Raw genomic sequence first — 11,915 nt, 5'->3', positions numbered from 1 at the left:
TGGGCTCGAGCAAGCTTCCTATAAAACGAGCCTGATGGATCCACACCCTTCGAAAAACCCGTCCCCGCAGGATCCTGGTGAAACGCCCGTTGTGGCGGTATGATGGCGTCAGGCAGGCGGCATCTGGCTTGGGCCGGCGGGACGGAGGCGGCAGGCGTGTTTGTGTTCGACGTTGACCCGGCGCATCCTGACCCCCGGCGAGCCGCCTTGACGGGTGGGTAACGTGGAGGAGGTGCCTGCGTGGATCGCACGGGACACATCGGACAGCCCGGGCCGCTTCACGACTTTTACCACCTCGTGTGGTCATACACAGTCACCGGGGCCCTGATGGCCGCCAACCGCCTGGGCGTCTTCACCGCCCTCGCCTCGGGGCCGGCGAGCGGCGCCGAGGTGGCGGCGCGCTGCGGCACGCGCCCTGACTGGACGGAGAAGCTCCTGGTGGCCTGCCTGGCGCTGGGGCTGGTCGACCGCCGGGACGGGCGTTACCGAAACACCCCCTTCGCGGACCGGTACCTGGTACAGGGCCGCCCGGAGTACCAGGGGGAGATCATCGAACACCAAGCGCGCTGGGAGCGCTGGCAGGAGCTCGATTACTATATTCGAACCGGCCAGCGAGGACCCCGCGAAGCCAGGGACAAGGCCGAAATGAGCGAGTCCGACAGGGCCGAGGCGCACCGAACGTGGATCCTCGCCATGCACAACATCGCCATGGCCGGCCAGGCAGAGGCGCTCGCCAACGCCCTCGACGTGTCGGGGCGGCGCCTTCTGTTCGACGTCGGAGGCGGCCCCGGGACCTACGCCGCCGTCTTGTGCCAGCGCCATCCCGAGCTCCGCGCCGTCGTCCTGGATCTTCCGGAAACGATGCCCATCGCACGGGAGGTCGTCGCCCGTTTCAATCTCCTCGACCGGATCGAACTGCGCGCCGGAGATTACCTGAAGGACGGCTACGGCGAAGGAAACGACGTCGTGCTCCTCTCCGGCGTCCTGCACGGCGAGACGCCCGACGACTGCCGGCTCATGCTGCGCAAGGCGCACGAGTCCCTCAAGCCCGGCGGGCTGGTGGCGGTCCAGGAGATCCTCATCAACGACGACAGGACCGGCCCCCTGCTGCCCGCTCTGTTCAGCCTGCACATGACGTTCGGCGCGGCTTACACGGGCCGCGAGATCGCAGACTGGCTGCAGGCGTCGGGGTTCGTTGACGTACAGGTGCGTCCGCTTGCAGGCTACAGCTGGCTGAACGCGCTCATCGTGGGAGTGAAGCCGACCTGACGGCGTCTCGACCCGCGCCGGTGAGCCAGACGGAGACTTTGCTGGAGAGAGTGCAGCCATGGAGAACCACAAGATCAAGGCCGCCTTTTCCCGTCTTTCGACCCCGCTCATCGCGGACGCTTGCGTGCGCCTCGGGCTCGATCTCCACATGGCGCCGCCAGGATTGCGCCCTCTCGTCCCCGGATGGCGGGCAGCCGGTCGGGCGCTGCCGGCCCGCCACTACGGCAGCGTGGACGTCTTCTTCGAGGCGATCGAGAAAGCCCAGCCCGGCGACGTTTTGGTCGTGGACAACGGCGGGCGGTCTGACGAGGGGTGCGTGGGCGACCTCACGGCGCTAGAGGCCCTGCAGGCCGGGCTGAGCGGCATCGTGATCTGGGGCGCCCATCGGGATACGACGGAGCTGGCGCAGCTAGGCTTTCCCGTCTTCAGTTATGGCACTTGCCCTGCAGGCCCGAGAAGACTCGACTCCCGGCCGCCCAATTCCTTGGAAACCGCCAGACTAGGCGACGTATGGGTGGGCCCGGACGATGTGGTTTTTGCTGACGACGACGGCGCGCTCTTTGTCCCCGGGCAGCGCGTGGAGGTGCTTCTCGAGATCGCCGAATCCATCTGGCAAAAGGAGCGCGCGCAGGCGGAGAAGGTGCGGGTCGGAACGAGCCTCCGTGAGCAGCTGCGTTTCGGGGAGTACCTGCATGCCCGTTCGAACAACCCATCCTACACCTTTCGCCAGCACCTGCGAAGCCTGGGTGGGGCCATCGAGGAGTAGCCGGGCTCCGGCGGCCTCTGGCCTGGCAAAGCTGGCGGGGAGGGGGACACATGCTCGAGGGACGGGTGGGCCTGGTTACAGGAAGTTCCCGGGGACTTGGGAGAGGAATCGCGGTGGCCCTGGGGCGAAGGGGCGCGAGCGTCGTCGTGAACTACCTTTCCCGGGACGACGAGGCGGCGGAAACCGTCCGGCGCGTCATCGCCGCGGGCGGGGACGCGTGGCCGTATCGGGCTGACGTCACGGACCCGGTTCAGGTGGGGGCCCTCGTGGATGCCGTGCTACAGCGGCACGGCCGCCTGGACGTGCTGGTTAACAACGTTGGGATGTTCCTGTGGAGGGACGTGGCACAGCAAAGCGTTGAAGAGTGGCAGAGCGTCGTGGCGAGCAACCTCTCCTCCGTCTTTTACACCTGCCGGGCGGTGCTGGCTCCGATGCGCGCCCAACGCTGGGGACGGATCGTCAACCTGGGCATCACGGGCGGACAGCACACCGACCCGGCGCCGCACATGGCCGCCTACGTCGCGGCCAAGGCAGGGATGATCGCCTTCAGCCGCTGCCTTGCCCTGGAAGAGGCTCGCCACGGTATTACCGTCAACGTGGTTTGCCCCGGCGTCGTACGGGACCCGGATCGCCCACGGGAAGCCGCCCGAAACATTTCTGATCCCGATGTTCCCGTGGGCCGGCCGGGCACTGCCGAAGACGTGGCGCACGCCGTCGTTTTCTTCCTTGGCGAAGAGGCGGACTTCGTCACGGGTGCGGTGCTGGAGGTCAACGGCGGGTGGCGTGGCTGAGAGCCCCGGAGTCGCGGCTGCCCCAACCGGGGTGTGGCCCATGGGGCACGGGTGGGGGTGAAGCGGCCAGGATCGTGTGAGAGGGGGAGCGTGACGTGTGCGGTGGGCGGGTACTGTTAGGCTGGTGAAGCCGAACGGTTCGTTCGAGGCCGCCGTCCTCCTGTCAACGGACACTTGGTTGGCGACCCCGGATTGGCTGACTTCGCCGTGCCCGCTTCGGTCCCGGTCCTGTGGGGGCGTGAACGGCTGGCACAGCTCGTTTTCGACCGAGGAAGGGGAACTTGAGCGGGAATCCTCTCAGGGCTCATCCTGGCGCCGGGCTCCTTTCTCCGTACCTCCCTGCGTTACCGCAGTCAGCTGAACGCCCCGGCTGCTGTCGGGTGGCGGTCGCTCCCCGTATAGTACGGAGACGTGTAGCCCTTTCCTGGCGTTCGCCGCTGTCTTTGAACCAGACTTTGCGAAAGCTCGCCCTGTCTGCATCGTGGCCAGGGCATAAATACCCGTCCCACCGGGGTTGGCCCTCCAGGTGCCGGCCGGCGAACGCGATGCGCTTGCCGGCTGCGCCACGGGGAAGCCGGCGGGGGCGCCCGACTTGTTCGCTCATCCCTGGCCGGACCGCGGAGACGAGCACGTGCTGGCGTTGGCGAGACTTCCGCTTCCGTGAGGGTGGCGATCGGTCAAACCATTCGAAGGCCAATGGCCTCACGCACCCGTACGATCGTAGCCTCCGCCCGGCTCCGAACCCTCCTTTCGCCGTCCTCCAGCACTTCCAGCACGTCGTCGTCCGTCAGGCGTTCTGCCGCCTCCTGAATTGGCCCGAGAAAGGTCATGAGGCTGCCCGCGAGATGCTGCTTGCATTCCACGCAGCCGATCTCAGCGGCGAGGCACCGGTGGGCGATACGCTCCCGCTCATGATACCGGGTAAAGAAGGTATGCAGGTGAAACACGTTGCACCCGTCGGGGGTGGGATGCCCGGGCAGATGACGATCTACCCGAAGGGGATCGGAAAAGGCTCCACCGACCTTTTGGCGGATCTGCTCGGGGGTGTCTGTGACGAGGATCGCCGACTCCTTTGTGCCGGATTTGCTCATCTTGCCGTTGCCTGTCAGCGACGGAACCCGGACCGCATTCTCCGGCAGGGGCCGAGGCTCCTGAAACACGGGACCGTGGCGTCCGTTGAACCGCCGCACGATCTCCCGGGCCAGCTCCAGGTGAACCAACTGATCCTCGCCCACCGGTACCACCTCGGCATTGAGCAACAGGATGTCCGCCGCCATCAGCACCGGGTAGCTGACCAGGCCCAGGTTGACGTTGTGAGGCTGGCGGCGGGTCTTCTCCTTGAACGTGGGGCAGCGCAGCAGTTCGCCAAGGGGTGTCGCCATGGCGAGGTACGTGAACAGTTCGCACACGTGCGCCGCGACCCCGGATTGGCGGTAGAGGAGCGTACGCCCGGGGTCGAGCCCCGCCGCCAGATAGGTCCGGGCCACATGCAGCGTGCGGACAAGGAGCGGATCACCGTCTGCGGCCTTGTCCGGCCCTCTGTATGTCGTCAACGCGTGGATGTCGGCGACGAAGTAGTGGCAGCGGTAATGCGCCTGGTAGTGCTGCAATCCATGCATGGCGCCGATGAGGTTGCCCACATGGAGTGTTCCCGTGGGTCGGATACCGGTGACCAGCACCGGCCGAACCGGTCGGTCACCCGGGGCAAGGTCACGCAGGCTGACATCCGAGCCTGTTTTCTCGGCCGTCTTTGCTTGCATGTTTTCGCCCCCCGAAAAACAAAGAGCCCTCCGTCCAGGGACGGAGGGCCGCGGTACCACCCTGATTCACCCGGCGCTTGTACCACAGCGGCTCAGGTGCGCTCATCGGTACGGGCGCTTTTGCGGGCGCCGATACCTGCCCCGTGGTAACGGCGGGGCCCACCCGGTCCAGCCTACTGGCCCGGCAGCGCAGGCCATCCGGCGTTCGGCCGACGGCTCGAGAGCCCATTCACCTGCAACGGCCAGCGGCTTTGCACCCTACGCCGCTCTCTGAATGGCCGCTATAGCCAGGCTACTCGCCTCTCACATCGCCGTTGACGCAATGCGCTTTTTCTAAGTTTAGCCCACCGCCCCGGTACAATGCAAGTACATTTAGAGCCACACCTCCAGTCATATACTGGCCATACATGCGTATCTTGCAGGCGAGACGCCCAAGCTGACGGAGGACCACGCTGGATCGGTACGGGTGAAGCGACAGGTGTTGACAGGAGATGAGCAGGCCCTGCAACCGCAGGTGGGGTCGCAGCCCTTACTGGAGACCATCCACCAGCGGATGCACGCCGTCGAAGCCGAAGTGAAGAAAGTCGTCGTCGGCGTCGACCGGGCCGTCAGGCTCACCACGCTGGCGCTGTTTGCCCGAGGGCACGTCCTGCTCCACGGCCTGCCGGGGCAGGGCAAGACCCTGATGGCCACCTGCTTTGCGCGGGCCATCGGCGGCGTCAGCGAACGCTTCCAGGGCTCACCGGACTTCCTTTTCTCCGAAGCGCTGGTCTCGGCCTTCCCCGACGAACGCGGCGAACTCAAGTATTACGCCGGGAGGCTCCTGCGCCACGGCGAACGCCTCGGCATCGTCCTGCTGGACGAGATCAACCGCTTCATGCCCAACACCCAGGCGGGCTTCCTCGAAGTGATGCAGGAACGCAAGGTGACCACGGCCACCCGCACCTTTCCAATCCCCCACTTCCTGGGCATCGCCACCCGCAACCCCCTTGAAGCGGCGGAGACCTACCCCCTTCCCGAAGCCTTGCTCGACCGTTTCCTGATGCTCATCCGGATGGAGTACCCGGACCCCCAGGCGGAGCTGCGCATCATGACCGATCCAGCGTACCGGCGGATGGAGGCGGCGGCCGCCCTCGTCCAGCCCGTGGTTCACCTCGAAGAACTCAACGTGTACGCCGAGGCGATCGGCGCAAGCGTCCGGGTGAGCGAAGCGGCCGCTCGTTACATCCACCGCCTGGCCATGGCCACACGCAAACCCTCGGCCTTCGGCGTCCGCCTGAACGGCACGGGCAACGCGGACGAACACATCATCGCAGGGGTCTCTACACGCGGCATGGTGCACCTGAGAACAGCTGCCCAGGTCGCAGCCCTCCATGCCGGCAGGGAGTACGTGACGCCCCAGGATATCCATGACGTGGTCTTTGAAGTCTTCGAACACCGGATCTTCGTCAAGCCGGTCGTGCTCACCCAGCATCCCGAATTCGTGCGAACCCTGCTCCGGGAGGTGCTGCGCCGGGTCTGTGCTCCATGAAGTACGCCGAACTCGCCCGATCCATTCAACTGGTCGAATACCACCTGACGTCGCCGGCGGCGGGTTACCTGCCCGGCTACCACAGGGGCACCTTTGTGGGAACGGGGGGCCAGCTCGTCGGGTTCACGACGCTGCTCCACCGCATGGATCCGAAGAACATCGACATGGTAGCGACGCGCCGTGCCCTCTCGCCCGTGCCCCTCGTGCGGGTGTACCAGGTCCGGGTGGCGATCACCGTGGCCGTGCTGGTTGACCTGAGCGCCTCCATGGGGTTTGCCGGCCGCAGGAGCAAGCTCGCCGAAGCAGCAAAGCTCGCCGCCTGCCTGGGCTACTCGGCATGCCGATTGGGCGATCGCTTCATGCTCATCGGCTTTGCGGAACGGGTCGAACTGCACTTTCCGCCCAGGCGTTCCCTGGATTACCCGCTTGAGGCCGCCGCTGCCGTATGGGATTGCCGGCCCACCCGGCGGAACGTAGCGGCACTCCTTGAAGCCTGCTCGCTCCTGCCGCGCCAGCGCTGCCTTGTCTTCGTGATATCGGACTTGCACTTCGACAGGCCTGTGCTCGAACGCGCCCTTGCGTACCTTCGGGGCCATGACACGGTTCTCGCCGTCCTCTGGGATACGGGCGAGTACGAACAGCCCCAGGCGTGGGGCTGGACGGTGCTGCGCGACCCGGAAAGCGAGGAGCAGAGAGGCCTGTGGGTGCGCCCGGGGCTGGCCCGCTCCTTTCAGGAAAGCTTCGAGGCCCGCCGCCTTCAGCTTCTGTCGCTGTGCCGGTCGTTCGGGGCTGGGGCCCTCTTTCTATGGGATGGTGCCGACCCGGCCGAGGTGGTGCGGTTCTTTGTGCGCCGAAGGGGATAGGGGCAGGTGGTGGCCGGCGCCCTCGATCCCGCTGGCCCTGCTGGCCATGGTCATGGCCACACTCCCTGTTCTTGCGACCGTGCACACCATGCCCCTGGTGGCGGTGGAGTGGCCCCGAGGTTTCGGGTACCTGGTCGGGGATCTGCTCGAGGTTGAAGCGAGCGTGAGGGTGCCGGCCGGCTTCGAACTGGAGGCGCGGAGCGTTCAGGCCCAGGATCTGCCCAACTGGCTGGAGATGCGGGAGGTGACCTGGCAACGGCAGGACTCCCGGGATTCGGTCGTGTACCGCTTGCGGTGGGTCTACCAGATCTTCTTCACCCCGCCGCAGGTGACGGCTCTGGAGGTTCCCCCTCGTGCCGTGCGCTTCCGCTCCCTCCAATCGGCAGAACCGCTCGACGTTGTGATTCCCGCCGTTCAGTTCACCATGTCGCCGTTGACTGAACCACTTGGCGAGACCGGACCGCTCGGCGAGATGGAACCGGACTGGCGCATGCCCGAACCCTCCGCCCGGTGGCTCTGGACGTGGGCCGTAAGCCTGGGCGTCTTGCTGGCCCTGTGGGGAACAAACGTTCTTGTTCGGCGGCGGTACGTTCGAAGGGGCGTCTTCTGGCTGGCGCTCCAGAGAGTGCAAAAGGCAAAGGCCCTCGAGGACCCTGAGGCGATGCTCGTGCTCCACAAGGCCCTGGAGCAGAAGGCCGGAGAGGCGATCTTCTCCCACGACCTGCAGGCGCTGTTCGACCGGTGGCCGCCGGCTCTATCCGCCCGGGAGGAGCTGAGCCGCTTCTTCGAGATGTCCGAGGCCGTGTTTTTCGCAGCCCCCGGGGGCACGGCCCTTGGGGCGGCAGGCTGTGGGGCCGTCAGCCCTGGAGCGCCTCATTCTGCCCCGGCAGGATCCGTCCCGGCGGAGTGCCTGGAGGTGGCCGGCCGGCTTTCCCGGCGCCTGGCGACGCTCGAACGGCGCACCAGGGATGGGAGCCGGTGAGGCGGCGATGCCGGCATGGAATTCGCCAGGCCGTGGTTCTTGGTGCTGGTGCCGCTCAGCCTGCTGCCGCTTTTGTGGCGCAGGCGGTGGACGGTTCGGCCGTTCTCAAGCTTCCTGGTGCTTCCGCGGGATCGCCTCTCAGAGTTCATGGCCCGGCTTGAACGGGTCCTGGGCGCGCTGTACGTGGCCGCCGCGGTTCTGAGCCTGGCGGAACCCCGGAGCCCGCCTCGTACCACCATGCATTGGACCCGGGGGGCGCGCCTGGCCTTCGTGCTCGACCAGAGCGCCAGCATGTTCGCGCCGTGGAGCGGAAGCAAGGGGGCGGGCAGCTCAAACAAGGTGGCGATCGCCCTGGAAGCCATCGCTCGGTTTTCGGAGCGACGCCCCAACGATGCGGTGGGCCTCATCGGGTTCGGCGAGTCGAGCATCCTGTATGCATATCCCACCACCGACCACAGCCGGCTTACGGAGGCCCTTGAGCTGGTTCAATCCGACCTGGGTGGTACCGTCATCGATTCCGCGCTGCTGCGAGCCCTCGACGTCCTGAAACAAGAAGCGGATGGCGTCGGGAGCCAGGCGGTGGTCCTGCTTTCCGACGGAGAGGGGCGGGTGCTGCAACCGGAGGCGCTTGCCAGGCGGTTCATCGACGAGGATGTTGACCTCTACTGGCTGTTGATTGATGGCGGGGCGGTGCCTGCGTCGGGCATGCGAGGCCTGATGGGGGCCCTGGGGCCGAGGGGGAGGACGTTCGTGGTGAGCGAGATTAGCGGGATGCAACTTGCGCTGGACGCCATTGGCAGGCTGGCGAACCACCCCATCCGGGTGCGGCGATGGAGCGAAGGCCGCGCCTGGGCGGAGCCGGTGAGGGTGGCCGCGCTGGCCTGCCTGCTCTGTCTGGGCGTGTTCGCGTTGGGTGGGCGAGCCGCGCCCGGAAGGGAGCGACCGCAACGTCTCGGGTGAGGGCCATCCCGTGGACTCGGGTGCTTGCGGTGCTCGTTGCCGCCAATCTGCTGCTGTTGGGGCACTCCATCTGGCGGTATCGCCAGGAGCGCGCTCTTCACCGGGCGCTTTGGCCTGCAACGGCGGAAGCCTATGCCGGCTTGCTCGGAACGGCCGGCGCCATCCGGGACCGGCTGCTGTTCAACCTCGGCAACCGCTACTTCGAGGAGGGAATCCGCTCAAACAGGCCCGATATGGCAAGCAAAGCGGCCGCGTACTACCGCGAGGCGCTTCGTCTCAACCCGGAGCTGCTGGAAGCCAAGAAGAACCATGAGCTGGCCAGCCGGTTCCTCGAGACAATCGCCGAGCCAGGTGAAGGCGAAAGCCGCACAGAACGAGGCGGGACGCGCCCCTCGCCGTTTCCCCTCGAACCCACTGATATCTGAGCGGGAAGCGCTGCCGTGGTGCGTCTGCTGGGGGGGCGGGCTCAGCTTCACTCGATCAAGCGGGGGTGCTACCTGCTGGCCCTGGCTCTGTTCCTGGCCGGGGCGCTGAAGCCGGTTCTGTACCGGAACGCCAGGGCCATCGACTACCTCGTGGTCTTTGACGTAAGCCTGAGCATGACCACGGAGGATTATGTGGCTGGTGGCGCCCCGAAGAGCCGGCTTGAGATGGCCAAGGAGCAGTTCAGGCGAATCCTGCCCCGCCTCCCGCCGGAGTCCCGCATCACGCTTGCCGGTTTTGTTGGCGCCAGGGTGCAGGTTTTCCTCTGGTCGCGGCCGGTGCAGGATGTGCACGCCATTTACACGGCGCTGAACGTGATTCGCTGGGACAACGTATGGGACGCGGGCAGCCGGGTTGACCTGGGGGTGGAGGACATCGCGAGACGGGCGTTTGGCAGCAGCCCCCCTCGGCCCAACCTGCCGGCGCCCCTCAACGTTTTCTTCTTCACGGACGGAGGCAGCGACAGCATAGGCCAGCGCCTGGCATTGCCGGGCGGAGACTGGCTGCGGGAGAACCTGCGCGTGACCTTCGTCGGGGTCGGGCGGCCTCGGGAGTCACCGGTTCCCGCGTTGACGCCAGGCAGGGCAAGGGACTGCCTGCGCAAAGCGACGGGAGAGTGTTTCACTTCGAGCCTCAACGAGGAGACGCTGCGAGCGCTGGCGGCGATGGTCGGCGGGAGGTACGAGCCGCTGCGGGACGAAGATGGCGGGCGGTTGAGGCGGCTTTTCCTGGAGAACCCGCTGAAGGGCGCTGAGGTGCGGGTGCCGCAGGACGTTGGCTGGCTGTTCGGGCTCGCTTCCCTGGCTGTGTTTCTCCTGTGGATTGTACTTTAAATAGAAAGGGAAAGCCGGAGCCCGAAGACCCCGGCCTTCCCGGACGGGCCTGCCCGCGCCTGCGGGCACACACCCTACCTCGCCGGCCGAGACCCCACCCGACCCCTCAAACTCCGAGCAGCCCACGCCACACCGTGGCGCCGAAGAGCAGGCTTGACCGGTGCAGCCCGCTCGGCCTACCATCAGAACCGTGGGCCGGAGACCGACCTGACGTCCAGCCGCCAGGCATCCGTGGTTTGCCTGAAGGCCATACTTCAGTGCAGAGGAGGGGAGCCTTGCCGTGTCATCGGCATCCTCGTCCCGACCCCCCAACGCCGCCGATCAAGCCAACCGCAGGCGGGCCGCGGAGGTGACGCTCCGGCTGTCCGAATTCGATGTCCCGCCGATTCACGACTGCCTGGTTGTCGGCAAGCGCGCGGCGGTGGGCCCCGAAGGAGCTCGCCGGATGGTGGAAGCCGTCTCACCGGGACAGTACGAGCTGATCCGGGTCGAACACCCCGACGCCGAGGCCGTCGTCGTGCGCAAAAGCCTGCTTCGGCTTCTTCCCGAGGACAAGCTGGTCCCCATGCTGCTCGACGAGTTTTCCCGTGTGGGAAACGATCGGCTGGCCTTCAAAGTCCAGGTCCAGGTGGTCTTGCAGGTGACCCGGGAGCTGGAGCTGTGATGCGAACCGTTGGCGAGTGCATGCAGACGCCCGTCGTGACCATCTCGCCCGACCGTTCCGTGGAGGATGCCGCCCGCCGCATGGAGCTAGCGGGTCTCTCCTGCCTGCCTGTCGTCGAAAGCGGCCAGCTCGTGGGCGTGCTGACCGTTCGGGGCATCCTGGCCTGCCACCCGAACCGGCTCGTGGCCGACGCCATGAGCAGCCCCGCCATCACCATCGACCCCAACGCCTCCGTGTGGGAGGCCCGCCGGCTTTTCCTGCGGCACCTGGTGGAGGAGCTGGTCGTAGTCGAGGGCCCAACGGTGCTGGGCACCCTGAGCCGCTTCCGGGTCGAGACGGAGATCGCGCGGTACATCGACCCCTTGACAGAACTTCCTCGCCCCGACCTGTTGAAAGAGCAGGCCAAAGCCCTTCTCCACGCCGGCCATGAGCTCGCCGTCATCTTTCTCGACCTGGACAGCTTCGGCATGGTCAACAAGCTCTACGGCCACATCCTGGGCGACGCGGTGATCAAGCAGGCCGCCGGGCTGCTCCGCAGCGCCACCGACCCGGCGTGGGACGTGCTGGGGCGCTACGGGGGCGATGAGTTCGTCATCGTCACCCGCCGCTCTGCCCGAGAAGCCCGAGCGCTGGCGCGTCATCTGGTGGAGCGGCTGTCGTCGGAACTGAAGGCCGGGGACTCGGTGGTGACCGTATCGGCAGGCGTGGCAGGAGGCCGGCGCCACCACGCCCGGGACGGGATCGCACCCGGACGCACCCTGGACGACCTGATGAACCTGGCCAGCCTGCGTTCGACGCAGGCGAAAAAAGAGGGCCGGCCGGTCGTGGGCGAGACCACCGTAACGCAGCGCTCCTCGTAACTCCGGGCACAGGACGTGCGCTACAGGTCACGCGATATCGCTGCGCTCGGCTCGCAGGTCACGCCCCTGCACCCACCCGCCACACTCCAACAGCCTTGGGACCCAAGCGCAATTCCCCGCCCGGCTCTCCTTCGACCGCCCCGCCGGTATAGA

At 66.7% G+C, this 11,915-nt stretch carries 12 protein-coding genes; 11 read left to right on the top strand and 1 reads right to left on the bottom strand.

The genetic code is table 11. The features are described 5' to 3' along the window. Positions 1–240: 240 nt before the first annotated feature. From AB1609_06610 to AB1609_06600, 3 genes are read left to right on the top strand one after another with little or no spacing between them, the layout of a single operon-like run. Positions 241–1,269 carry a methyltransferase gene (locus AB1609_06610; GenBank protein MEW6046136.1) on the top strand — a complete coding sequence of 343 codons (1,029 nt, stop codon included), beginning with the start codon at positions 241–243 and terminating at the stop codon, positions 1,267–1,269. Between the two features lie 58 nt (positions 1,270–1,327). Further along, positions 1,328–2,035, top strand: coding sequence for an RraA family protein (locus AB1609_06605; GenBank protein ID MEW6046135.1), 708 nt, complete (start codon positions 1,328–1,330; stop codon positions 2,033–2,035). A 50-nt stretch (positions 2,036–2,085) separates the two neighbouring features. Beyond that, entirely contained in the window at positions 2,086–2,826 is a 741-nt protein-coding gene (locus AB1609_06600) for an SDR family oxidoreductase (GenBank protein MEW6046134.1), read from the top strand. Positions 2,827–3,503: 677 nt separating this feature from the next. Here AB1609_06600 and trpS read toward each other — a convergent pair. Further along, the gene (gene trpS / locus AB1609_06595) at positions 3,504–4,586 is read right to left on the bottom strand and encodes a tryptophan--tRNA ligase (GenBank protein ID MEW6046133.1); all 1,083 of its coding nucleotides are present in this window, start codon (positions 4,584–4,586) and stop codon (positions 3,504–3,506) included. Between the two features lie 466 nt (positions 4,587–5,052). On the opposite strand from trpS, the gene AB1609_06590 reads away from it, so the two are divergent. From AB1609_06590 to AB1609_06555, 8 genes are all read left to right on the top strand, one after another. Beyond that, entirely contained in the window at positions 5,053–6,117 is a 1,065-nt protein-coding gene (locus tag AB1609_06590; protein ID MEW6046132.1) for a MoxR family ATPase, read from the top strand. Then, positions 6,114–6,980: a VWA domain-containing protein gene (locus AB1609_06585; GenBank protein MEW6046131.1), complete on the top strand. Its 867-nt coding sequence runs from the start codon at positions 6,114–6,116 to the stop codon at positions 6,978–6,980. The genes AB1609_06590 and AB1609_06585 overlap by 4 nt, the downstream gene beginning before the upstream one ends. After that, complete coding sequence (locus AB1609_06580) at positions 6,961–7,962, top strand: hypothetical protein (protein ID MEW6046130.1); 1,002 nt, start codon at positions 6,961–6,963, stop codon at positions 7,960–7,962. The genes AB1609_06585 and AB1609_06580 overlap by 20 nt, the downstream gene beginning before the upstream one ends. Before the next feature lie 15 nt (positions 7,963–7,977). Further along, positions 7,978–8,922 carry a VWA domain-containing protein gene (locus tag AB1609_06575; protein MEW6046129.1) on the top strand — a complete coding sequence of 315 codons (945 nt, stop codon included), beginning with the start codon at positions 7,978–7,980 and terminating at the stop codon, positions 8,920–8,922. After that, complete coding sequence (locus AB1609_06570; GenBank protein ID MEW6046128.1) at positions 8,919–9,347, top strand: hypothetical protein; 429 nt, start codon at positions 8,919–8,921, stop codon at positions 9,345–9,347. The genes AB1609_06575 and AB1609_06570 overlap by 4 nt, the downstream gene beginning before the upstream one ends. A 15-nt stretch (positions 9,348–9,362) precedes the next feature. Next, a complete protein-coding gene (locus AB1609_06565) occupies positions 9,363–10,238 on the top strand; it encodes a vWA domain-containing protein (protein ID MEW6046127.1) in 876 nt (291 codons plus the stop codon). 280 nt (positions 10,239–10,518) lie between these two features. Continuing rightward, complete coding sequence (locus AB1609_06560) at positions 10,519–10,902, top strand: hypothetical protein (protein MEW6046126.1); 384 nt, start codon at positions 10,519–10,521, stop codon at positions 10,900–10,902. After that, on the top strand, positions 10,902–11,762 hold the full coding sequence (locus tag AB1609_06555; GenBank protein MEW6046125.1) for a GGDEF domain-containing protein: 861 nt from the start codon (positions 10,902–10,904) through the stop codon (positions 11,760–11,762). Before AB1609_06560 ends, AB1609_06555 begins: the two co-directional genes overlap by 1 nt. The last annotated feature ends 153 nt before the right edge of the window (positions 11,763–11,915 follow it).

The sequence above is a fragment of the Bacillota bacterium genome (genome assembly GCA_040754675.1).
Taxonomy (GTDB): Bacteria; Bacillota; Limnochordia; order Limnochordales; family Geochordaceae; genus Geochorda.
Note: the sequence above shows the minus strand (reverse complement) of the source record. Positions and strands in the feature narration are given on the sequence as shown.